Source organism: Streptomyces sp. NPDC088116 (assembly GCF_044741745.1).
Classification (GTDB): domain Bacteria; phylum Actinomycetota; class Actinomycetes; order Streptomycetales; family Streptomycetaceae; genus Streptomyces.
Map to the genome: position 1 here is coordinate 942,006 of NZ_JBIUTF010000003.1, position 24,449 is coordinate 966,454.

Annotated in this window: 13 protein-coding genes; 6 read left to right on the forward strand and 7 right to left on the reverse strand. The window is 71.2% G+C overall.

What is annotated here, in order from left to right; genetic code table 11:
- Positions 1-590 precede the first annotated feature (590 nt).
- Positions 591-1,742, forward strand: coding sequence for a DUF475 domain-containing protein (locus ACIOJD_RS16440; RefSeq protein WP_401913564.1), 1,152 nt, complete (start codon positions 591-593; stop codon positions 1,740-1,742).
- A 39-nt stretch (positions 1,743-1,781) separates the two neighbouring features.
- Here the strand turns inward: ACIOJD_RS16440 and ACIOJD_RS16445 are convergent, their stop codons facing one another.
- The 4 genes from ACIOJD_RS16445 to ACIOJD_RS16460 all read right to left on the reverse strand — a co-directional run bounded on the left by ACIOJD_RS16445 (position 1,782) and on the right by ACIOJD_RS16460 (position 5,899).
- Positions 1,782-2,504: a VOC family protein gene (locus ACIOJD_RS16445; RefSeq protein ID WP_401913567.1), complete on the reverse strand. Its 723-nt coding sequence runs from the start codon at positions 2,502-2,504 to the stop codon at positions 1,782-1,784.
- A gap of 179 nt (positions 2,505-2,683) precedes the next feature.
- Complete coding sequence (locus tag ACIOJD_RS16450; protein ID WP_401913569.1) at positions 2,684-4,594, reverse strand: glycoside hydrolase family 15 protein; 1,911 nt, start codon at positions 4,592-4,594, stop codon at positions 2,684-2,686.
- Between the two features lie 86 nt (positions 4,595-4,680).
- The gene (locus tag ACIOJD_RS16455) at positions 4,681-5,076 is read right to left on the reverse strand and encodes a hypothetical protein (RefSeq protein WP_401913572.1); all 396 of its coding nucleotides are present in this window, start codon (positions 5,074-5,076) and stop codon (positions 4,681-4,683) included.
- Positions 5,077-5,263: 187 nt separating this feature from the next.
- Positions 5,264-5,899, reverse strand: coding sequence for a DUF6629 family protein (locus ACIOJD_RS16460; RefSeq protein WP_401913930.1), 636 nt, complete (start codon positions 5,897-5,899; stop codon positions 5,264-5,266).
- Positions 5,900-6,385: 486 nt separating this feature from the next.
- On the opposite strand from ACIOJD_RS16460, the gene ACIOJD_RS16465 reads away from it, so the two are divergent.
- Complete coding sequence (locus ACIOJD_RS16465) at positions 6,386-6,589, forward strand: cold-shock protein (RefSeq protein WP_069779708.1); 204 nt, start codon at positions 6,386-6,388, stop codon at positions 6,587-6,589.
- Positions 6,590-6,771: 182 nt separating this feature from the next.
- Positions 6,772-8,325, forward strand: a complete 1,554-nt coding sequence (locus tag ACIOJD_RS16470; protein WP_401913575.1) for a DEAD/DEAH box helicase — start codon at positions 6,772-6,774, stop codon at positions 8,323-8,325.
- 109 nt (positions 8,326-8,434) lie between these two features.
- On the opposite strand, the gene ACIOJD_RS16475 is transcribed toward ACIOJD_RS16470, so the two are convergent.
- From ACIOJD_RS16475 to ACIOJD_RS16485, 3 genes are read right to left on the reverse strand one after another with little or no spacing between them, the layout of a single operon-like run.
- Complete coding sequence (locus ACIOJD_RS16475) at positions 8,435-8,812, reverse strand: hypothetical protein (RefSeq protein WP_401913577.1); 378 nt, start codon at positions 8,810-8,812, stop codon at positions 8,435-8,437.
- A 51-nt stretch (positions 8,813-8,863) separates the two neighbouring features.
- Complete coding sequence (locus ACIOJD_RS16480) at positions 8,864-10,399, reverse strand: DUF6056 family protein (RefSeq protein ID WP_401913580.1); 1,536 nt, start codon at positions 10,397-10,399, stop codon at positions 8,864-8,866.
- The gene (locus ACIOJD_RS16485) at positions 10,396-11,382 is read right to left on the reverse strand and encodes a glycosyltransferase family 2 protein (RefSeq protein WP_401913583.1); all 987 of its coding nucleotides are present in this window, start codon (positions 11,380-11,382) and stop codon (positions 10,396-10,398) included. Before ACIOJD_RS16485 ends, ACIOJD_RS16480 begins: the two co-directional genes overlap by 4 nt.
- Positions 11,383-12,171: 789 nt before the next feature.
- Here ACIOJD_RS16485 and ACIOJD_RS16490 point away from each other — a divergent pair.
- The 3 genes from ACIOJD_RS16490 to ACIOJD_RS16500 all read left to right on the forward strand — a co-directional run bounded on the left by ACIOJD_RS16490 (position 12,172) and on the right by ACIOJD_RS16500 (position 24,448).
- Complete coding sequence (locus tag ACIOJD_RS16490; RefSeq protein WP_401913586.1) at positions 12,172-19,398, forward strand: SDR family NAD(P)-dependent oxidoreductase; 7,227 nt, start codon at positions 12,172-12,174, stop codon at positions 19,396-19,398.
- Positions 19,399-19,472: 74 nt separating this feature from the next.
- Positions 19,473-24,074 carry a beta-ketoacyl synthase N-terminal-like domain-containing protein gene (locus tag ACIOJD_RS16495; protein ID WP_401913932.1) on the forward strand — a complete coding sequence of 1,534 codons (4,602 nt, stop codon included), beginning with the start codon at positions 19,473-19,475 and terminating at the stop codon, positions 24,072-24,074.
- Entirely contained in the window at positions 24,074-24,448 is a 375-nt protein-coding gene (locus ACIOJD_RS16500; protein ID WP_401913589.1) for an acyl carrier protein, read from the forward strand. The genes ACIOJD_RS16495 and ACIOJD_RS16500 overlap by 1 nt, the downstream gene beginning before the upstream one ends.
- Position 24,449: the final 1 nt, after the last annotated feature.

Below are 24,449 nucleotides of genomic sequence, written 5' to 3' on the forward strand. Positions count from 1 at the left end.
GTCGGTTTCACCACGGCCTTGTGACTTGATCATGAGATCAACTATCTCTTCACCAGATGTTGTTGGCAGAGCGTATCCCCGACCGGCCACCACCGGCGGCACATGAATAATTCGGAGAAGCGGGAAACCATGCCGCGAGACTCACCTATTCGGCTTGGTACTCGGGGTGATTCGCGGGGGGTCGCGTTTTTGTTCCCAGGGTGACAGGGAGGGGAATGGTTGACGAATGAGCAAAGAAAAGGCAAAAGCGGCAGAGGTGCTTCCGGATAATACGCGGAAGAGACGCAACACAAGAATCACAGGAAGCGCGTGCGCAACAGAAATCACATGGAGAGGAAAGGGAAGGACACCGGCATGGTGAGCGCCCGCCGGCGGTCCCGTGCGGGCTTCGCGTGACCTCGTGCCGCCTCCTGCGGCTGATCGGGGCGGCGGGTGATTCGCGGGCCGGACGAGAGGCGCGATCACTTACGGTGAGAGCCTGCCGGGCCCTTGGGTGACGGCCGCTCAGGACGCCGACGGGTAACCGCTGGGGGACGTGAGGGGCCCGCGGGCGCCGGGTGCCTGGTGGTACAGGAAGGAATGGGTCGCCAGTGGTTCTGAAGACGTTCAGGTGGTCGTTCGCGGTCACCGCCGCCGGCCTCGCGGTCGGGGGACTCTACGACGGCTGGGCCGCATTGGGGATCGTCGCCGTCCTGGCGGTCCTGGAGGTCTCGCTGTCCTTCGACAACGCGGTGATCAACGCCGGGATCCTGAAGAGGATGAGCGCCTTCTGGCAGACCATCTTCCTCACGATCGGCGTGCTGATCGCGGTCTTCGGCATGCGGCTCGTCTTTCCTGTCCTGATCGTCGCGATCACCGCCAGGATCGGCCCCGTCGAGGCGGTCGAACTGGCGCTGAACGACAAGGACAGGTACCAGCAGCTGGTGACCGACGCGCATCCGTCGATCGCCGCCTTCGGTGGTGTCTTCCTGCTGATGATCTTCCTCAACTTCATTTTCGAGGACCGCGACATCAAGTGGCAGGCATGGCTGGAGCGGCCCCTGGCCAAGCTCGGCAAGGTCGACATGCTCGCGGTCTGCATCGCGCTGGTCGTCCTGCTCGTCGCGTCGATGACGGTCGCCACCCACGCCCATCAGCACGGCGGTGAACACGCCGACAAGGCCCAGACGGTACTGACCTCCGGCGTCGCGGGCCTCATCACCTATCTGGTGGTGAGCGGTCTCTCCAGCTTCTTCGAGAACCGGATCGAGGAAGAGGAGGAACGCGGGGACGAGGCCGAGAAGGCCGCCGAGACAACGGCCGCCGCGAGGAACGGCGCCGGGAGCGGTTCGGTGGCCGCGCTGACCGGCAGGGCCGCGTTCTTCACGTTCCTCTACCTGGAGGTCATCGACGCGTCGTTCTCGTTCGACGGTGTCATCGGCGCCTTCGCCATCACCAACGACATCGTGCTGATGGCCCTCGGCCTGGGCATCGGCGCCATGTACGTCCGGTCGCTCACCGTCTACCTGGTCCGCCAGGGGACTCTGGACGACTACGTCTACCTGGAGCACGGAGCGCACTACGCGATCGGCGCGCTCGCCGTGATCCTTCTCGTCACCATCCAGTACGAGATCAGCGAGATCGTCACCGGTCTCGTCGGAGTCGTCCTGATCGGCTGGTCCTTCTGGTCCTCGGTCCGCCGCAACGCCCGCCACACGCGCGACGCCGCACCACACGATCCGGCAGAGCGCGACACCCCGTAAACGGTCCGCCCGGGTCTCCGATCCGGCGCCGGGGCCGCGTCAGGCGGTCGTGACGGTGAACAGGCCGCCGTCGGGGTCACGGACCGTGACCTCACGCCCGCCGCGGGCGGTGACCGGTGAGGCGAGGACGACGCCTCCGGCGGCGCCGGCCGCCCCGGCCGCCGCGTCCACGTCGGCCACCCGGAAGGACACATGCCACCGGGGCCGGACCTGCGGGTCGGGGGCGCTCTCGACCGCCCCGCCGCGCAACGCCGCGACCATGTGCGTACCGTCGCGCACCAGCACCTGCTCGTTCTCGTACCGGACCTCGCAGCTGTCCCGTTCCTCCGACCCCCAGTCGAGGACCTGCCCGTAGAAGATGGCGGCGGCGAACGCGTCCCGGGTCCGCAGTTCCAGCCGGGCGGGCCCACTGCCCTGCCCCACGGACCAGCCGGGGATCGTCCGTCCTTCCCAGAGCCCGAACACGGCGCCGTCCGGGTCGGCGGCGAGAACGGCGCGGCCGGTGTTCATGGCGAGGGGCCCCACGGCCACGGTGGCGCCTCGCTCCCGGACCCGGGCGGTGGTCGCGTCGGCGTCGTCCACCACGAAGTACGGAGTCCACGCGACGGCGGCCTGAAGGCTGGAGGCAAGCGCTCCCATACCCGCGACGGGCTCCCCGTCGGCGAGCGCGACGGAGAACTCGTCGCCCAACGACGTGGGCCGGAAGGACCAGCCGAGGACCGCACCGTAGAACTCCTGGGAGGCCTGGAGATCACGGGCCATCAGACTCACCCAGCACGGGGCCCCGGGCACGGGATGACGTGACGCCGGCATGCTCTGGTCCACACTCCTTTCGCGTCGTGGGCGGGACGGACCTGGTCCGGCCCCCGTGGTCATGCTTCCCCCGGCCGTGCCACCGCGCATGTCGGCACGGCCGGAGACGGAGCCGGGGTCCCGAGGTTTCAGCCCATGGCCCGGTCGAGGTTGATCGCCGAGCTGATCAGGGCGAGATGGGTGAACGCCTGCGGGAAGTTGCCCAGGTGCTCACCGGTGAGCCCGATCTGCTCCGCGTACAGGCCCACATGGTTGGCGTAGGTGAACATCTTCTCCAGCGCCAGCCGTGCCTGTTCCACCTCGCCGCTGCGGGCGAGCGCCTCCACCCACCAGAACGAGCAGATGGAGAAGGTGCCCTCGGTGCCGTCCAGGCCGTCGGGGGCCTGCTCAGGGTCGTAACGGAACACCAGGCTGTCCACCACCAGCCGGCCCGCGATGGCGTCGACGGTGGACAGGAACCGCGGATCCACCGGCGAGACGAACTTGACCATGGGCATCAGCAGCAGCGAGGCGTCCAGGATGTTCTCGGGAGGAGTGCCGGCGTCCGCGGACAGGCGCTGGACGAAGGTGCACGCCTGCGGATCCCAGCCACGCGCCATGATCTGGTGGTAGATCTGGTCACGGACGGAGGTCCAGCGGCCCAGGTCGCCGGGCAGGCCGCGCTGGCGCGCCATCCTGATCATGCGCTCGACCGCGACCCAGCACATGAGCCGCGAATAGGTGTGGTGCTGCCGGCCGGCCCGGGTCTCCCAGATGCTCTGGTCGACGCTGTCCCAGTGCTCCAGCAGCCAGTCCAGAATGGCGCAGAGATCCGTCCAGCTCTCGTGCGAGATACCCGCGCCGTATTTGTTGAACAGGTAGATCGAGTCGATCAGTTCGCCGTAGATGTCCAGTTGCCGCTGACCGCTTGCGTTGTTCCCGGTACGGACCGGGCGCGAGCCCCGGTAGCCCTCCAGATGCTCGAGCGTCTCCTCGGGGAGATCGGCGTTCCCGTCGATGGAGTACACGACGCGCAGCGGGCCCTCGCGGCCGTCGGTCGCCGAGCGCAGGCGCTCGGTCAGCCAGTCCATGAACCCCTGGGCCTCCTGGGTGAATCCCAGCCGCAACAGCGCGTACAGCGAGAAGGCGGCATCGCGGATCCACACGTACCGGTAGTCCCAGTTGCGCGCGCCGCCCACCTGTTCGGGCAGTCCGAGAGTGGGCGCGGCGACGATGGCACCGGTCGGCTCGTGGGTCAGCATCTTGAGGGTCAGCGCCGAGCGGTGGACCATCTCCCGCCAGCGGCCGGTGTACATGGACTGGCTCAGCCAGCGGCGCCAGAAGGCCACGGTGGCTTCGAAGAGCTCTTCGGCGGTCTCGGCGTCGACCGTGCCCGTACCGGAGCCCTCCGGGCCCGAGAAGTCCGAGGCGCCGGGGCAGCCGGAGGCGTCGGTCGTTTCGAGGACGAACAGCGCCGTCTCGCCCTCGGACAGGTCGAACTCCGCGTGGGCGTCGGTGTCGTCGAGGTCCAGCCCGACGGACGCCCGCAGCAGGAGAGTGAGGGACTCGCCGGTGAACCGCACGCCGTCGGGTGTCCGGTCCAGCCGGTGCCGGTCCCGGCCGTAGTCCATGCGCGGTGCGATGCGCACGGCCAGCCGCATCCGCCCGCGTACGTTGACCACCCGCCGGACGAGCCGCTGCCGGTGCCCGGGGTCCCGCTCCCGCCGGATCGGCATGAAGTCCTGGACCTCCACGATGCCGTCGGGGGTGAGCATCCGGGTGATCAGGATGTTGGTGTCGGGGAAGTAGAACTGGTCACAGGTGGCGCTCTCGTACATCGGCTCCATGGTCCAGAAGCCGCCCCGCCGTGCGTCGAGCAGAGCCCCGAAGACACTGGGGGAGTCGAAGCGGGGCACGCAGAACCAGTCGATACGGCCGTCGGTGCCCACCAGGGCGGCGGTGCGCAGGTCGCCGATCAGGCCGTGCCCGGCGATCGGCAGATACTCCTCGCCCCACTCGCCCCGGGGCCGTGACGTCGTCTCCTGATCGTCCTGGTTCATCCCGTCGAGTCTCGCGCACGGGCGGTGTGCCCGCACGCCGGTTCACGTCGTCGTACGGCCCCGGGACGCCGTGCCGGTCCGGTGTGTCACGCGGATGTCTGCCCGTGGCCGGGTTCACCGCCGGCGGTGCCGTTGATCTTCTCGATCGCCTGCCGCGCGTGCTCACCGGGTGTGCGGGCCGTCAGGGACGAGACGCTGGAGGCCGCGGCGGGCGGCGCGGCGGTGGGCAGCGCGGCGGACGGTGTGGCGGCCGGTGCGGTGGCCGGCCAGTCCTGTGCGGGCTTCGCGTGGTGGGCGGTCCGGGTGCGCAGCCGGTGGCTCGCGGCTTCGTCGAGGCTGACGGGACGCTTGATCTGGGCGGCGAGCCGGCTGGCCTCCTGTCCCAGCGCGGCAACGTCCTCCCACGCCAGCCGCACCACCAGACGGAGTTCGGCCTCCCCGCCGGGGAGAGCGTGGAGCGGGGCGTTGACGGGGTCGTTCATGAGCGGGTCCTCCGGGTCTCGGGCGGGCGGACCTGGCGGGGAAGGCCGCGCACCGGAACAGATACGGGTACGCAGAGGGATACGGGCATGTCCCCCGGCGCGTTCACCCGCCGCGGCGATGATCCGCGACGGGCCCGCGAAGCCGGTGAGAGGTCGGCGTCAGCAGGTCCGCAGCAGGTCGGGTGCGTCATTCGGGGGCCGGCGGGGCAGGACCGGCCCGGCGCCCCCGTACCCGCAGGAGCATGAGGACGGACGCCAGAGCCGCGAGGGCGCACCAGGTGGAGATGAACTCCAGGCGCCACAGCGCCGCGCAGAGGACCGCGCCGCACGCCACGACCACGCCCAGCAGCCGTACCGCCGGATCAGCGCCCAGGAGCAGGGAGCCGACGGTGGCCAGGAGGTAGCCCACCACGACCAGGGGGGCGTACGGCACGTCGAGGGCGTATCCGACGGTGTGGCCCCGGACCTCGGCTGTGACCGTCCGGGTGGCGAGACAGTACGCGAGCCATGCGGCGGTGACGCACCCGGCGGCCACCGGGACCAGCAGCCGGCGCCGGGCCTGTGGCGGGGCGGCGAGCAGCACGCCGAGCGGCACCCACACCGGCGGCAGGGGCAGGGCGACGACCGCCCACGCGAGGGTGGCCGGGCCCGCGCCGCCGCCGGAGCGCCACACGACCGACTCGACGATCTGATGGGCGCCGAGGAGCAGCGGCAGCGCGGCGAGCGGCAGGTCGCGCGCCCGGCGCACCCGCGCGACGCAGACCACGCCGATCGTGGCGATACCGGCGCCCGCCACGAGATCGGCCGTCGCGCTCCAGCACATGAGGCCACCCAGAAGCATCGGCAACGAGGAACCATCAGATAACGCGTATCGCGCGCCCTGCGCGACCCGGTGCCCGGACGCGGTGTTCGTGTCGGCCGTGGAATCCTCCGTGTGAACCTCCGGCTCCAGTGCGCGGAAATCTGGTCCGCCGGTCACAGATATACCTCTCCTGGGAGGGCAGCGTTTCCGCCGGTTCCCGGATATCTGCGTTCGCCGGTGCAGAATTCAGCCCGAAGTGCGGTGAGGATTTATGCCGTGACAGGTGGAGCGATAACACCAGCCGTACCCGCCCGCTTGCACCGTGCTACTGTTGATCTCAGTTGCGTTTGTGGTTCCCAAAGACTTCAAGTGCTCTTACCGGCTCAATGTGCTGGTGGGTGCGCTTTTGTATTTCCGGTGTTGTTTTCCGGACGGGGTAATCATCGCGGCGATGCGGGGTTCGCACAGTGCGGGCCCCCGGGCAATGCCCCGAAGGAGATTTCAGACATGGCCAGTGGCACCGTGAAGTGGTTCAACGCCGAAAAGGGCTTCGGCTTCATCGAGCAGGACGGCGGCGGCGCCGACGTCTTCGCGCACTACTCGAACATCGCGACCCAGGGCTTCCGTGAGCTCCAGGAAGGCCAGAAGGTCACCTTCGACGTCACGCAGGGCCAGAAGGGCCCGCAGGCGGAGAACATCGTTCCCGCCTGACGCCGGTCGAATGACGTAGCTGGGGCCCGCACCTTGAGATGCGGGCCCCAGCTCGTTGCTTTGTACGGAGCGCGCCGACGTGGCTCCGTTTCGGTATGCAATCCGGCTCGTTCTTGCGATTCTTCGTGCGGTTGTTTCCTGCCAGGAATTCTCGATACGTGCCGCATCGAGAAAGGTTCTGAATGAACCGCACAGCACGCACGAACGACCGTTACTCCCGTACGCGTACGGGTGGACCCGCCGGCTCAGGTTCGAGCAGGGGCGGCCGATTCGGTTCGCAGGCTCCGAACCGGTCGGGTTCGCAGGGCCGTTCGGGAGCCCCCGGCCGTTCCGGCGGCTACGGGCGCAGGTCCGCGGCGCCGAAGGAGTTCGCTCTGCCGGTCACCATCACCCCGGCCCTGCCCGCGGTGGCGTCCTTCGCCGAACTGGACTTTCCGGCCGAGCTGTTGGGGGTGCTCACCGGCCTCGGGGTCAACGAGCCCTTCCCGATCCAGGCGGCCACGCTGCCGAACTCGCTGGCCGGACGTGACGTCCTGGGCCGGGGGCGTACGGGATCGGGCAAGACCCTCGCATTCGGCCTGGCCATGCTCGTCCGCACCGCCGGGCAGCGCGCCCAGCCCCGCCAGCCGCTGGCCCTGGTCCTCGTCCCGACGCGGGAGCTGGCGCAGCAGGTCACCGACGCGCTCACGCCGTACGCCCGTTCGCTGAAGCTGCGGCTGGCGACGGTCGTCGGGGGCATGTCCATCGGGCGGCAGGCCAGTGCGCTGCGTGGCGGGGCCGAGATCGTCGTCGCCACCCCGGGGCGTCTGAAGGACCTGATCGAGCGTGGTGACTGCCGCCTGGACCGGGTGGCCATCACCGTGCTGGACGAGGCCGACCAGATGGCCGACATGGGCTTCATGCCCCAGGTCACCGAGCTGCTCGACCAGGTGCGCACCGACGGGCAGCGGATGCTGTTCTCGGCGACCCTGGACCGTAACGTCGACCTCCTGGTGCGGCGCTACCTGCACGACCCGGTGGTCCACTCGGTCGACCCGTCGGCGGGGGCGGTCACCACGATGGAGCACCACGTCCTGCATGTGCACGGCGCGGACAAGTACGCGACCACGACCGAGATCGCGGCCCGTGACGGGCGGGTGCTGATGTTCCTGGACACCAAGCACGCCGTCGACCGGCTGACCGAGCACCTGCTGAACAGCGGTGTACGGGCTGCCGCGCTGCACGGCGGCAAGTCCCAGCCCCAGCGCACCCGTACCCTGACCCAGTTCAAGAACGGTCATGTCACGGTGCTGGTGGCCACCAATGTCGCGGCACGCGGTATCCATGTCGACAACCTCGACCTCGTCGTCAACGTCGACCCGCCGAGCGACCACAAGGACTACCTGCACCGGGGCGGCCGTACCGCCCGCGCGGGCGAGTCCGGCAGTGTCGTCACCCTGGTGCTGCCCAACCAGCGCCGCGAGATGAGCCGTCTGATGGCGGACGCCGGCATCACTCCGCAGACCACCCAGGTCCGCTCCGGCGAGGCCGAGTTGAGCCGGATCACGGGTGCCCAGGCGCCCTCGGGTGTTCCTGTCACCGTGAGCACGCCGGCCCCCGAGCGGGCCAAGCGCGGTTCCGGCCCGTCGCGTGGCCGTGGCGGCCGGTCCGGCAGTCAGGGCCGCCGTTCCTCCGCGTCCGCCAAGGGACGTACGGGCACCTCGCCGGGCCAGTCCTCGCGCGGCAACGCCGCGTAGGCATCGGCGCGTTCGGGTCCTTCGGACCGCGCCGCGAATCACGGAAGAGCCCCGGTACCAGTCGGTACCGGGGCGGGGTGAGCGGATCGACGGGGTGCCGCGGCCGGTCTCAGCCGTCGGAGTAGCTGAAGTCTCCTGCCGTCCAGGCGCTCACGTCCTTGATGGCGATGCGGTACATCCCGCCGGTCTCGGGGATGCCCACACTGCCCTGAAGAATGCGCGCGACGTGGAAGTGCAGATGGGTGGGCGGTTCGTCCCGCTGCCGCGAGCGGGCGCGGGCACGGGCCGATGTGAAGATGGCGGCGAACGGGCCCAGTTGCGCCGAGTCCGCCAGCACCTCGGCCACGCGCTCCCTCCAGACCACTTCGGGAGCCAGCCGTCCTGTGATGACGGCTCCTTGGACGACCACGGTGAGAGACATCTGATTGCTTTGCTCGGACTCCACCGTGGCGGCGATGTCAACAAGCAGATGATCAGGCTTCGACATGGGCGCCGACTCTACTACGCGGGCGTGCCGGTGGGGCCGGGCCCCGGCCGGTCAGGGAAGGTGTTTCGCGCGGGTGATCCGCGTCAGGTGGTAGTAGTCGGCGACGCATTCGGCCGGCCACGTCCGGTGTCCGCCGCCGAGGAACGGCTCTGTCATCCCGCCGACCGACAGCGGTTTGTACGGGAGTACCCGCGCGCCGTGCGCCGCCCGCATGCGCAGCCACCGGTCCTGGTGGTCCCACTGTTCGGCCCGTACCCGCATGTCGTGGCCCAACCGGTCCAGGGGGACGGTCAGTTGGGCGCAGGTGGCCACGCACACCACCACCGCGGACGCGGTCACCAGGCCCGTATGCCGGGCGCGGCGTCGTAGCGCGCGGCCCAGAAGGGCTCCGGCGCCGGTGAGCAACAGGACGTACAGCAGGAGGTAGTCGTTCCACGTCCGTGACGCCTGCACCACCCCGGCACCGAAGAGGGGATAGGTGATGACGGTGCAGAGACAGCCGGAGACGAGGAAGGTGAGGGCGCCGGCGGAGATCAGGAGGAGCGGGCGGCACGGCAGCAGCACCGGCGTACGCGCCCCGGGGCTCTGCTCCTGGCCCGGCTTCCGGTTCCGGTCGGCCCGGCTCCCGCCGCGGACCGGCAGCCCCAGCAGTCCCAACAGCACTCCGGCCGCGAACACACCGGCGTACTGCCAGGTCGATGCGACGGTCCCCAGGATCTCCGTGAAGGCCCGCAGGGATCGCCCCAGCGAGTCGGGCGCGAACATGGAGATGGTGCCCGCGCCGTACCGCGCACGCCGGTTGGCCGACCCCGGCGAGGTGAGCAGGACAAGGGTCCCGACGGCGATCCCGGCCATGCCGGTCAGACACCAGGCGCGCGCGTAGGCCCGTACGGGCGCGGTGAGGGTTCTGCCGCTGAGGAGAACCACCGCGCAGAGCACCACCAGGGAGACGGCCGAGGTCTCCTCCGAGAGTGTGCCGATGAAGCAGCCTGTGACGAACGCGGCGGTGAGAGCCGCCGTCCTGCCGCCGCGCGAGCGGGCCCACCGCAGAGGAAGCGCGCAGGCGCAGGCCAGTACGGGGGCCATGGTGTGCGAGACGGATGAGGCGGGCCAGTAGAACGTCTTGTAGGTGTTGGGTGTCGCGAGGAGAAACACCGCTGTCATCAGGGACGCGACGAGCAGCGGGAAACCGTGTGGCACCGTCCGGCCGGCCAGGCGCAGGAACAGAAGGGTCACGGACCACAACAGACCCAGCATCAGGGCGCCGCTGACCAGCCCGAACCACTGGTGGCCGGCGACCCCGGACTTCGCGTACAGCCCGACCAGCAGACCGTTGCCGAGGCGGCCGTTGTCCGTGAGGTAGAACCGCCCCACCAGACCGGCGATGCCGTGGTCACGCACACCGGGCAGAAAACACCACTCGTCCGCGCCCGGACGGACGTGCCGGCCGAGCCATGAGGCGCGGCCGAGGAGGCCGAGGGACAGCAGCGCGAGCCCCAGTGTCCAGAAGGCCGCCCCTGAACGCGTCCTTCCGTCACGGCTGTTCCGCCGGCCCGGTGGGAACACCGGGGAAAGGGCGGACTTCATGACTCCGAACGCGCTTGCCCGACGGACGACGCCGACGGACCGCCGGACGGCAACGGGGCCGGGGACGCGTCCGTTTCGCGGACGACATAGTGCGGGCGGTGTTTTGTCTCGTGATAGATCCGGCCCACGTATTCCCCGATGACGCCGAGCGTGGCGAGCTGGATTCCGCTCAGCCCCACGATGCCGGTCATCAAACTGGTGTAGCCCGGTGCGTCGACACCGTTCAGGGCGACATTCGTGATGATCCACAGGGCATAGGCGAGGGCGGAGAGGAAGAGCCACAGACCGGTGTGGATCGCCAGGCGCAGCGGACGGCTGTTGAAGGAGAGCAGCCCGTCGATGCCGTAGTTGAGCAGATTCCGGCCGCCCCACTTGGAATGCCCGGCCGCGCGTCGGACATTGCGGTAGGTGAAGCCGGCCGTGTCGAATCCGATCCAGGAGAAGATTCCCTTGGAGAATCTGTTGCTCTCCGGCAGGGACAGCACACTGTCCACCGCGTGACGCGACAGCAGCCTGAAATCACCGGCCCCGTCGACCACTTCCACGTCCATGCAGCGTCGCACCAGCTGGTAATAGACCCTGCTCAGCACGGTGCGCAGGACGCCCTCACCCGTGCGGTCGCGTTGTGCCACGACCTGGTCGTAGCCGTGCCGGTGCAATTCCAGCATGCGGGGGACCAATTCGGGCGGGTGCTGGAGGTCGGCGTCCATGAGAACCACCGCCTCGCCCCGGGACATCCGCAGTCCGGCGAGTATGGCGGCTTCCTTGCCGAAATTGCGGCTGAACGAGGTGTAACGGACCCGCGGGTCCGATCGGGCGAGCTCCCGCAACTGCCACCGGGTCCGGTCGCGGCTGCCGTCGTCCACGTAACAGATCTCAAACGTCTGCCCGGTCGGTTCGAGGGCGGTGACCAGCGCGGCGTGAAAGGCCTCGATCACCTCGGTCTCGTTGAAACACGGTACGACGACTGAAACCTGAAGCATGGTCATCTCGCTCCACGTGCCCGTGCCAGTTGGCATTCCCAGGGTTGAGAGGGTGTCCGGCGTCGCTCGCACCATGATCCGGATCTGTCACGGAATGAGGTGGGCGAGTCTTCGAAGTGCCTGGGGATTCACCGCACGCGTATCGGTGCCGACGGAGTGCGTGTCCGTGGAAAGAGGGGTGATGGATTCTTCCTCACTCTTCTTCCTCCGGTTTCGTGCCGTATATCCGATGCCGTGGCAACCATAGGATTTATCGATCTTCCGCTCAAGTGTCGCGGCGGCATGGCGCGAAGTGGCTGGAACGTTGCCTCGGGAGCGCGTGGTGGTGTGGGGGGTGGTGGTTTGTCCGACAACAGGCCGACCGTCGTCGGATGGGTGGTCAGGGCGTGTTGTCGTTGGTCTGGGTGGGTACGCCTGGCATGCGGGTGTACGTGAGAGGGTCTCTGCCGCACCGACGGGTGCGCCAGTGGGTTTGTCACACCGTGTAGGCGCTTCCGGGCGGACGCTCGCATGGGGCATCATGGTTGCTGTGACCTTGAGCACAGTCCTTGCTCCGGGGGAAGACTTCGCATTTCACGGGCATGTCGGAGCGATATCCCACGCGTGATGCCGGGATGTCGGAGCTGGAAAAGGTCCGTTTACTGCCCGCTCATTAAATATCGCCTGCTACGGATTGTGTACCGATAATCGGCGGATCGTAACTTGTCGCGGAGCGTGACCAGTTGACCCTGAGCGAGCACAGCCAGTTGACTACCGACCAGTCAACTTCCCCTCGATTCGGGAGACGTCATGCGGATGCCGGGATCCGGCGAGCCCCTTGGGATCGTGTTGCCGAAATCGGTCATCGCGGTCAATCCGCTGCACCGTTCGTCACCACGTCTGACGGCTGTGGCCGCTCGTGCCGGGGCACTGAGTGTGCTGGAACTGCCTGTTGGCGACCCCAGGGGCGTCGCCGACACACTGGAGCGGACCTGCCGCTGGTCGACACTGCCGTTCGGCGTCCGGATTCGGCCCGGCTGCACTGCCACCGTCGCCGACCTGCCCGATCTCGTGGACACGGTCCTGCTCGCGGACCCCGGGCGGTCGCCCGAGGAGTTCGCCGGCCGACGGGTTCTGGTGGAAGTGACCGACCTGGCGGGCGCGCTCGACGCCTCCGGGACGGGAGCCGGGGACGGGCAGGGCGGCGGAGCCGCCGGACTGATCGTCCGCGGCGCCGAGAGCGGGGGCCGGGCCGGTGAGCTGAGCACCTTCGTCCTGCTCCAGCAGGTGCTGGCCAACTCCTCCGTCACACTGCCGGTCTGGGCCTGCGGAGGCATCGGGCCGCACACCGCCGCCGCCGCTGTCGCCGGAGGCGCGGCGGGCGTGGTGCTCGACACCCAGCTCGCGCTGTACGACGACGCGGGCCTGCCGACGGAGATCACCGGAGCGCTCACCGGCCTCGACGGCTCCGAGACCGTGCTGCACCACGGGATGCGGGTACTGCGCCGGCGTGGCCCCGGTGCCCCCGAACTCCCGGACGACGCAGGGGAGTTCGCTGCCATGATCGGCGGCGACGATCTCCGGACACAGTTCCTCCCCGTCGGCCAGGACGCCTTCCTCGCCGCCACCTTCACCAGTCGCTGGGCCACGGTGGGGGAAGCGGTCCGGGGCATCCGCGCGGCGATCGCCGCCGCGGTCGAGGACGACGCACCCGCCGCCGCGCTGGCCGCCGGATCGGCGGGAGCCCAGGCGCTGGGCACGCGGCTGCCGATCGCCCAGGGGCCGATGACCCGGGTCAGCGACGAGCCCGACTTCGCCGCGGCCGTCGCGGCCGGGGGCGGGCTGCCGTTCCTCGCGCTGGCCCTCGCGAGCGCGGACCGTACCCGGACGATGCTGGAGCGCACACGCGACGCCCTCGGGGACGCCCCGTGGGGCGTCGGTGTGCTCGGCTTCGCCGACGAGGAGATCAAGGCCGCCCAACTGGAGGTCGTACGGGAGCTGAGGCCGACCCACGCGATCATCGCGGGCGGCAGGCCCGCCCAGGCCGCGGCCCTGGAGGCGGAAGGCATCACCACCTTCCTGCATGTCCCCTCGCCGGGACTGCTGCGGCAGTTCCTCGCGGCCGGCGCGCGCCGGTTCATCTTCGAGGGCGCCGAGTGCGGCGGCCATGTGGGGCCGCGCAACAGCTTCCCGCTGTGGGAGGCCCAGACCGACATCCTGCTCGACTTCATCGCGGAAGCCGGCGCGGAAGCGGCCACCGGACTGACGGTGCTGTTCGCGGGCGGTATCCACGACGAACGCTCGGCAGCCATGGCCGCCGCCCTCGCCGCCCCGCTGACCCGCGCCGGAGCCGGCTTCGGCGTGCTGATGGGCACCGCGTACCTCTTCACCGAGGAAGCGGTCGATGCGGGCGCCATCCAACCGCTCTTCCAGCGGCAGATCGTCGACGCCGAGCGGACCGATCTGCTGGAGACCGCGCCGGGCCACGCCACCCGCTGCGCGCACAGCGCCATCACCGAGGACTTCGCCGGTCGCAAGGACCAACTGCGCGCACAGGGCGTGCCCGACCGCGAGATCTGGGAACACCTGGAGAAGTTCAACGTCGGCCGGCTGCGCCTCGCCAGCAAGGGGATCGAACGGGTCGGCGACGAACTGCGGCCGGTCGACGAGGAGCGTCAGGCGGACGAAGGCATGTTCATGGCGGGAGAGGTCTGCGTGCTGCGCGACTCCCGCACCACCGTCGCCGCGCTCCACACGTCCGTCGCCGACGGGGCCGCGGGATGGCTGCGCACCCGGGCCGCCGAACTCCGCGGCGAACTGGGCCTCGACACCGACAACACCGAGGAGCCCGCCCCCGAGCCGCTGCGCGTCGCAGTGGTGGGCATGGCGGGCATGTTCCCCGGCGCCCCGGACGTGGCCGAGTTCTGGGCCAACATCGTCGCGGGCAAGGACTGTGTGACCGAGGTCCCGGCCCACCGCTGGGACCCGGAGCGGTACTACGCGCCGGACGGCGACGGCGAACGCACCCCGTCGCGCTGGGGAGGCTTCCTGCCGGAGATCCCCTTCGACCCGCTGCGCTACGGCATACCGCCGGCCTCGCTGGCCGCCGTCGAACCCGTACAGCTGCTCGCGCTGGAGGCCGCGCGGCGCGCGCTGTCCGACGCGGGCTACGAGGGCGCGGGCACGGACCACGCCCGTACCTCCGTGGTGTTCGGCGCGGAAGCGGGCAGCGACCTGTCCAACGCGACCACCCTGCGCACCGTGCTCCCCGGCTATCTCGGCACCATCCCGCCCGCGCTCGACGAGCAGCTGCCCCGGCTGACCGAGGACTCCTTCCCCGGGATGCTCGCCAACGTCATCGCCGGGCGGATCGCCAACCGGCTCGACCTCGGAGGCGCCAACTACACCGTCGACGCCGCCTGCGCGTCCTCGCTCACCGCCGTGGACGTGGCCTGCAAGGAACTGGTCACCGGCACCAGTGACCTGGTGCTGTGCGGCGGCGCCGACCTGCACAACGGCATCAACGACTATCTGCTGTTCTCGTCCGTGCACGCGCTGTCCCCGACAGGCCGCTCCGCCACCTTCGACGGCGACGCCGACGGCATCGCGCTCGGCGAGGGCGTGGCCTGTGTGGTCCTCAAGCGGCTGGCCGACGCCGAGCGCGACGGGGACCGGATCTACGCCGTGATCGACGGTGTCGGCAGCGCGAGCGACGGCCGCGCCCTGGGGCTGACCGCGCCCCGGCCGGCCGGACAGCGCGCCGCGCTCACCCGTGCCTACCGCAACGCCGGGATCTCCCCCGCCGACGTGGGCCTGGTCGAGGCGCACGGCACCGGTACGGTAGTCGGCGACCGCACCGAACTGACCACGCTGACCGAGGTGTTCACCGAATCCGGTGCCCGGCCCGGCAGTTGTGCGGTCGGCTCGGTGAAGTCCCAGATCGGTCACACCAAGTGCGCGGCAGGACTGGCCGGACTGATCAAGACCACACTGGCGCTGTACCACGGGGTGAAACCGCCCACCCTGCACCTGCGGCAGCCCAACGCGGCCTGGGAGGGCGAGAGCAGCCCCTTCGCCTTCCACACCGCCGCCCGGCCGTGGGCCGCCGAGCCCGCGGACCGCATCGCCGGTGTGAGTGCCTTCGGCTTCGGCGGCACGAACTTCCATGTGGTCCTGCGCGCGTACGACCAGCCGCCGCCCGCCCACACGCTGGACGCGTGGCCGGCCGAGCTCTTCACCTTCCGGGGCCGGGACGCCGAGGCGGCCCGGCGGGCCGCGCGAGCCCTGCTGGACCTCGTACAGCGCGGCGGACAGTGGCGCCTGCGGGACTACGCCGCACACACGTCCCGCCGCAGTGACCAGGCCGCCGTCCGGGGTGAGCGGGTACGGATCGCCGTGGTCGCGGACAGCCTCGCCGGGCTGCCGGAACTGCTGCGCCGGGCGGCCGACGGAGAGCACGACCCGGCGAACGGCATCCACGCCGCGACCACCGAGGACACGGGCACCGGCGAGGACACCGGCACCGGCGAACTGGCCTTCCTCTTCCCCGGACAGGGCAGCCAGCGCCCCGGCATGCTCGCCGAACTCTTCGTCACCTTCCCCGAGTTGCAGCGCTACCTCCAGCTCGGCGCGCGCTGGGCGGACGCCCTCTACCCTCCGGCCGCCTTCGACGAGCAGGGGAAGGCCGGCCAGCTGGCCCGCATCACCGACACGGCCGTCGCCCAGCCCGCGCTCGGCGTGGTCGAACTCGCCTCGGCGGAGCTGCTGGCCACGCTGGGCGTACGGCCGGCCATGGCGGCGGGACACAGCTACGGCGAACTCGTCGCGCTCGGTGTGGCCGGCGCGCTCGCGCCGGGTGACGTCCTCAGCGCCAGCGCCGCGCGCGCCGAGGCCATCCTGGCCCAGGTCGAGGGGCGCGACGCCGGCACGATGGCGGCCGTCACCGCCACGCCCGAGCAGGTCGAGGAGGTCCTGCGGCAGGCCGGACTCGCCGAGGACGTCGTCGCCGCCAACCGCAACTCGCCCCAGCAGACCGTCATCTCCGGACCGACGCAGCCGATGGACGCCGCGGTGGCACGACTGCGGGACGCCGGTCACCCGGTCAAGCAGCTCCAGGTGGCCTGCGCCTTCCACAGTCCGCTGCTGGCCGGAGCGGGCGACGCGTTCGCCGAGCGGCTGGACGGCATGACCATCTACGAGCCGGGCTTCGACGTCTGGGCCAACCGCACGGCCACGGCGTACACGGCGGATCCCGCGGCGGTGCGGGCCGGGCTCGCCGAGCAGATCGGCGCGCCCGTACGGTTCACCGAACAGATCGAGGCCATGTACGCCGCGGGCGCCCGGGTCTTCGCCGAGGTGGGGCCGGGCCGCGTGCTGACCGGGCTGGTCTCCGCAGTCCTCGGTGACCGCCCGCACCAGGCGATTCCCCTGGACGGCGGCCGGGGAGCCGGACTGCCCGGCCTCCTCACCGCACTGGCCCGACTCGCCGTCAGCGGTGTCGACGTCCGCACCGGCCGGCTCTTCCAGGGCCGGGACGCGGTGGACCCGGAGACCACGGTCCCCGAGCGGCCCGCAGGCTGGACCGTGGACGGCCAGCTCCTCCGTCGCGCCGACGGAACGATTCCCCCCAACGCCCTGCACCCCGCCCGACCCGTTACGGAGCTGATCGTGCCGGAGAACCACACCCCCCACGGCGCGCCGGCGTCCGGCCCGGACGCACTCGTCGCCGAATTCCTGCGCACCAGCAGAGACTTGGTCGCGGCACAGCGCGATGTGATGCTCAGCTACCTGGGCGGCCCCGTGGCGGCCCCGGCCGGGCAGCCCCTCGCGCCCCTCGCCCACGCCGCCGCCCCGATGGCCCTCCCGGCCGCGCCGCTCTCATCCGCCCCGGGGACGGCTCTCGCCGTGCCCACCGCCGAGGCCGCGCCCGTGGCGGCTGCGGTGAGTGCCGCGCTGGACCGTGAGTCGGTGCTGGCGTCGGTGTTGGGTGTGGTGGCGGAGCGTACGGGTTATCCGGTGGACATGATCGAGCCGGATCTGGATCTGGAGGCGGATCTGAGTGTGGATTCGATCAAGCGGACGGAGATCGCGGGTGAACTCGCCATCCGTCTGGGCCTGCCGATGGACGGCGGCGCGGATCTGGACGGGCTGAGCGCCGCCCGTACCGCCTCGGGCATCGCCACACTGCTCGTCACCGCGTTCGGTGAGCGGGCCACGCCGGTGCCGGTCGCCGCGCCCGTGGCGGCTGCGGTGAGTGCCGCGCCGGATCGTGAGTCGGTGCTGGCGTCGGTGTTGGGTGTGGTGGCGGAGCGTACGGGTTATCCGGTGGACATGATCGAGCCGGATCTGGATCTGGAGGCGGATCTGAGTGTGGATTCGATCAAGCGGACGGAGATCGCGGGTGAACTCGCCATCCGTCTGGGCCTGCCGATGGACGGCGGCGCGGATCTGGACGGGCTGAGCGCCGCCCGTACGGCCTCGGGCATCGCCACGCTGCTCCTCACCCGGCTCGGCGGCCCGGCCGCCGGCCCGGCGGATGTCTCCCCGGGAGGCGCCGTGACCACGGCCCCCGCGCCCGGCGGGCCCCAGGCCGAGATCCTGCCCCCGCAACGGCTGGAGTTCACCGAGGCCGAGCTGCCCGAGGTGACCGGCACCATCGAGAGCGGGAGTACGGTCCTGCTGCTGGGCGGCGGCGAACTGGCCCCGGTCGTGGCCGAGCGGCTGCGCGCCGCCGGTGCCAGGCCCGAACTCGTACCGGCCGGAGAGCTGCCCGGGACGGGAACCACCGCCGACGCCGTGGTTCACCTGGACGCGCTCGATGCCGACGACGCCCCCCTGCCCGAAGCGTTCCCGCTGTTCCAGGCCGTGCTGGCCGGCGCTCCCCGCCGGCTGCTCGCCGTCGAGCGCAGGACCGAAGGCGCCGCCAGCGGACTGCGCGGCTTCTTCCGCAGCGTCGCCCGCGAGTACCCGGACCTCACCGCGACCGTGGTCGAGGTCGGGGCGGACGCCGGCCCGGAGGCGGTGGCCGAGGCACTCGTCACCGAACTCGCCGCCACCGACCGCGAGCCCGTCGTCCTCACGGACGGGGGCGCCCGGCGTGCGCTGCGGCTGACCCCCACCGACCTGGGGCCGCTGGCCGCCACCGGCGCGGGCCCGGCGGGTGACGGTGTGGCGGAGGCCGAGGCGGCCGGGCTCGACCGCGACTCGGTCGTCCTGCTGGTCGGCGGCGCCCGTGGGATCACGGCGCGGTTCGCCCGTACGATCGCCACCGTCAGCCGGTGCCGGATCGAGCTGATGGGCCGTACGCCGGTGCCCGCCCGCACGGAGGACCCGGCGACCGCCGGGGCCGTGGACCGGAACGGGCTGCGAGCGGCCTTCCTCGCCGCCGGGCTCACCTCGCCCGCCGAGGTCGAGCGCCGGGTGTCCGCCGTACTCGCGGAGCGCGAGGTGCGCGGCACGCTCGACGGGCTGCGGGCGCTCGGCAGCGAGGTGCGTTACCACTGCGTCGATGTGCTCGACGCGGAGGCGGTAGGGGCCACGGTGAAGGACATCCACGCCGAGTACGGCAGGCTCGACGGTGTCGTCTACGCGGCCGGAGTCATCGAGGACAAGCTGATCGCCGAGAAGCCGGTCGACTCGTTCCGCCGGGTCTTCACCACCAAGGTGGGCGGCGCGCGGGCGGTGCTCGACGCCGTCGACACACTGCCCGACGGGCCCCGCTTCGCGGTCCTGTTCGGCAGCATCGCCGCCGCGCTGGGAAACCGCGGCCAGTGCGACTACGCCGCCGCCAACGACGCGCTGGAAGAGCTGGGACGGCGCTGGTCCACCGAGGAGCGCCGGGGCCTCACCGTGCACTGGGGGCCATGGGCCGCGGCCGAGACCAACGGCGGCATGGTGACGCCCGAGCTGATGCGCTCGTACGCGGCCCGTGGCATCAAGCTGATCGACCCCGAGGAAGGGCCGCTGAGTCTGCTGCGCGAACTCGCCTGGGGCGCGCCCTCGGTGCACGCGACGGTCTACACCGCGTCGGGCTGGTGACCCCGGTGGACTCCCGTACACCGGCGAACGCCCGTCCCCCCGCCGGCTCGACCACGCCCGTCGCCATCGTCGGCATGGATGTGTTCTTCCCGGGCGCCAGAGACCTGGACAGTTACTGGCACAACATCGTCAACGGTGTCGACTCGATCACCGAAGTGCCCGCCGACCGCTGGGACGAGGAGTTCTACGCGCCCGACGGGCCCCGGCGCAGCGACCGGATGTACTGCCGGCGCGGCGGGTTCGTCGACCAGGACGCCGAGTTCGACGTCACCCGGTTCGGCATCATGCCCACCTCCGTACCGGGCACCGAGCCGGACCAGCTGATCGCACTGGAGGTCGCCCACCGCTCTCTGGTGGACGCCGGAGGAGACCCCGCGCTCCCCACCGACCGGGAGCGCGTCGGGATCGTCCTGGGCCGGGGCGGCTATCTGACGCCCGGCCTGGTCCGGCTCGACCAGCGGGTGCGCACCGCGAACCAGCTCGTGCGTACGCTCCGTGAGCTGGCGCCCGAACTCGGCGAGGACCGGCTGGAGGAGGTACGGACGGCCTTCGCCGGACAACTCGGCCCGGAACGGCCGGAGTCGGCGATCGGTCTCGTACCCAACCTGGCCGCCTCGCGGGTCGCCAACCGGCTCGATCTGCGGGGTCCCGCCTACACCGTGGACGCCGCCTGCGCGTCCTCACTGGTGGCGGTGGACCACGCGGTACGTGAACTGGCCTCCGGGCGCTGTGACGTGATGCTGGCCGGAGGTGTGCATCACTGCCACGACATCACGCTGTGGAGTGTGTTCAGCCAGCTCGGGGCGTTGTCGCCGAGCGAGCGGATCCGGCCGCTGCACCGGGACGCCGACGGCGTCCTCATCGGTGAGGGCACCGGCGTCGTGGTGCTCAAGCGGCTGGCGGACGCGGAGCGCGACGGCGACCGGATCTATGCCGTGGTGTCCGGCACGGGGGTGGCCGGGGACGGCCGCTCGGCCAGCCTGTTCAACCCCGACCCGGGCGGCCAGGTCCGCGCGGTCCGGCAGGCCTGGAACGCGGCGGGCCTCGACCCGCGCGCGGCCGACGCACTCGGACTGCTGGAGGCGCACGGCACCGCCACCCCGGCCGGTGACGGCGCCGAACTGACCACGCTGGCCGAGGTGTTCGGACCGGCCGCCGGAGACGAACGGGCCGCCATCGGCTCGGTGAAGTCGATGATCGGCCACACCATGCCGGCCGCCGGGATCGCCGGACTCATCAAGGCGGCACTCGCCATCCACCACGGTGTGCTGCCCCCGACCCTGCACTGCGACGAGCCGAACCCCGCGCTCGACGCCACCCGGTTCGCCCCGCTGGCGACGGCCCGGCCGTGGGCGAGTCCCGCCACCGGTGTTCCGCGCAGGGCGGGTGTCAACGCCTTCGGCTTCGGTGGCATCAACGCCCATGTCGTCCTGGAACAGTCGGCCACCTCGCCACTCCCGCGCACCGCGCGCACGGTCGTGACCGAGCCGGAACGGGTGCTGCGGCTCGCCGCACACCATCCCTCGGAGCTGGCCGCGCTGCTGGCCGCCGACGACGCGGCGGTCCTGGCGGGCGGACTCGACGAGCGCGCGGACCCGGCGGCGGCCGGCCCTGTCCGCCTGGGCATCGTCGACCCGACCGCGCGCCGGCTGAAGCTGGCGCGCAAGGCCGTGGGCAAGGGCGTCGCCTGGCGCGGACGCAGCGATGTGTGGTTCACCCCGAGCCCCCTGCTCGGACCGGGCGGCGGGCGGACCGCGTTCGTCTTCCCCGGGCTCGAAGCCGAGTTCGAGGCCCAAGTGGGCGAACTGGCCGAGCGGTTCGGCCTCGCCTGGACACCGGGCGAGGACGCCCGGGTCGGCGATGTGGGGCGGCACGGTGCCGCGGTGTTCCAGCTCGGACGGCTGCTCGACACCGCGCTGCGCAGGCTCGCCGTGGTCCCCGACGCGGTCGCCGGGCACAGTGTGGGCGAGTGGACCGCCATGGCCTGCGGCGGCATCCACGCGGCGGACGAGGTCGACACCTTCCTCGCCGGATTCGACCCGGACGCGCTGCGCGTGCCCGGCGCGGTGTTCGGCGTGCTCGGCATGCCCGCCGAACAGGTGCTCGCCGAACTGGCCGACCGCGACGATGTGGTGCTCTCGCACGACAACGCGCCGAACCAGTCGATGATCTGCGGTCCCCAGGAGGCCGTCGGCGACCTCGTCCAACGGCTGCGGCAGCGGGGTGTGATCGGCCAGGTGCTGCCGTTCCGCTCCGGCTTCCACACTCCGATGCTCGCCCCGTACCTGGCCCCGATCCGGCAGGCGGCCGAGACGTACACCCTGCACCCGCAGACCACGCCGGTGTGGTCGGCGACGACCGCCGCGCTCTATCCGGCCGAACCCGGTGCCGTACGCGAGCTGTTCGTCCGGCACCTGCTCGAACCGGTGCGGTTCCGGCAGCTGATCTCCGCGATGCACGACGCGGGGTACCGCGCGTTCATCCAGCTCGGCGCCGGTCAGCTCGGCTCGCTGATCGACGACACCCTGGCCGGCCAGGACCGGCTGGTGGTCTCCGCGCACTCCACGGCACGGGACAGCCTGGCGCAGCTGCGCCGGGTGGTCACCGCGCTGTGGGTGGACGGCGCGGCGCCCGACGTGGGCCCGCTGCTCGGACGCACGGCGGATACGGCCGCGACGACCGCCGCCGTGAGCGTCCGGCCGTCGCGTCCGGGCGTACGGCTCGACCTCGGCGGGGCGTTGGTGTCGCTGCCGGAGGAGACCCGGAAGGCGTTCGCCGCGATCGTGCCCCGGCCGGCCGTTCCCGCTCACGTTCCGGCTCCCGCCGCCGCTGTCGCCGACGGTGGGGCACTGGAGCTGCTGGAGCGGGCGGGGAGCAGGTTCCCCGTCGCGGCCGAGCTGTCCGCGCTCCTGAACGACACGGCCTCCGTGGCGAACGAACTCATCGACGCCGGCGCCAGGGCAGGTGCCGGTGCCACGCCCCGCGCCCTACGAGCGGCGGCCCCACCGGCACCTGTACGAGTCCCGGCACCCGTGCAGGCGCCCGCCGCCGCTCCGGCCGAGGTTCCTCAGGCGCTGCGCGTGGACGTCGCCGAGATGCCGTACCTCCTCGACCACTGCTTCTTCCGGCAGCGGCCCGGATGGCCCGACGAAGCCGACCGCTGGCCGATCGTGCCCGCCACCACGGTGATCGGGCACCTCATGGAGATCGCCGAACGGGCCGTGCCCGGCATGCGCGCGGTCGCGGTCCACGACGTGCGGCTGCTGAAGTGGATCGAGGCCATTCCGGCCGCCGATGTGCCGGTGGCGCTACGGCAGTTGGCCCCCGACCGGGTCGAGGTGAGCCTGACCGGCTTCTCCCGCGCGGTGGTCGAACTGGCGGCCCGTCACACTCCGCCGCCGGATGCCTGGGCGGTGGACCCGGCCACCGAGCGAGTGCCCGCCCTGCGGGCCGAACAGCTCTACAGCGAGCGGTGGATGTTCCACGGCCCGCGCTTCCAGGGCGTCAGCGAACTGACCGCGATCGGTGACCGGCATGTGCGGGGCATCCTCACCGCGCCACAGGCTCCCGGAGCCCTGCTGGACAACGTCGGTCAGCTGCTGGGCTACTGGATCATGGCGACGCTCACCGAGCGCACCACCGTCTTTCCCATGGGGATGGAGCACATCACCTTCCACGGCCCCGCCCCGAGGCCGGGGGAGCGGCTGACCTGCACGATCCGGATCACCGATGTCACCGACACCACGCTCGCGGCGGACATGCAACTCGTCCACGCCGGCCGGGTCTGGGCGGAGTTCACGGGCTGGCAGGACCGCCGGTTCGACACCGATCCCACCATCCGCGCGGTGGACCGTTTTCCCGGTGAGAACACACTGTCCGCGCAGCGGCCCCAGGGCTGGACGGTGGTGCACGAGCGCTGGCCGGACCTGGCGACCCGTGAGCTGATCATGCGCAATATGCTCGGTGGCGCCGAACGCGCCCGGTACGGCGAGCTTCCGCCCGTCCGCAGGCGCCAGTGGCTGCTCGGCAGGATCGCGGCCAAGGACGCGGTGCGAGGATTGTTGTGGCGGGAGGGCGCGGGCGAGATCTACCCGGCCGAGATCGCCGTACGCAACGACGACGACGGGCGTCCCGTGGTCGAGGGGGTGCACGGGCGCGAGGTGGGCGAGGTGACCGTGTCGATCGCCCACCGCAACGAGATGGGTGTCGCCCTCGCCCGGCGCGGACCGTGCGGCATCGACATCGAGGAGATCGCCGAGCGGCCGAGATCCACCGCCGCGATGGCGTGCGACGCGCCTGAACTGGCCCTTCTCGACCAGATGGTGGCCAAGACGCCCGGCAGCGGACCGGTCTGGTTCACCCGGTTCTGGGCGGCCAAGGAGGCCGTCGCCAAGGCACGGGGAACCGGCCTGCGCGGCCGGCCGGCGGAGTTCCGTGTGGTGGCCGCCGACACGGACCGGCTGCGGGTGGAGACCCAGGGCCGGTCGTACGAGGTGAGCGTGCAGGAGGTGGCCAATCCGGACGGGCTGCCCGAGCGGCGGTACATCGTCGCCTGGACCGACGGCGAGGAGACGACCGGTGACACACGTGATGTGACCTACGCGAGTGACGCGACGATCAGTGACACGGAGACCGGTGACACCGGACCCGGCACCACGACGACAGGAGAGTTCTGATGAGCACTGAGGCGATCGAGTTCACGGCGGCGGAACCCCTGGGGGTTGACGGCGCGGCCGTGCTGGCCGACATCACGGACATGCTGCGGGAGCTGCTGGAGGAGGGCGGTCTCGACGACGTCGAGATCGCCCGTGAGACCACCTTCCACGACGATCTCGAACTGGAGAGCATCGACCTGGTGACGCTCGCCGGCGTACTGCGCGAGCACTACGGCGACCGGGTCAACCTCGCGCTGTTCATCGCCGATCTCGAACTCGACGAGATCATCGCGCTCACCGTCGGCGAGCTGGTGGACTATGTCGTGGCATCGCTGCGCGCCACCGCCACGGCCGACACCACCGCCGCCGGTGCCGACGTCCACGGGCAGGTCTGAG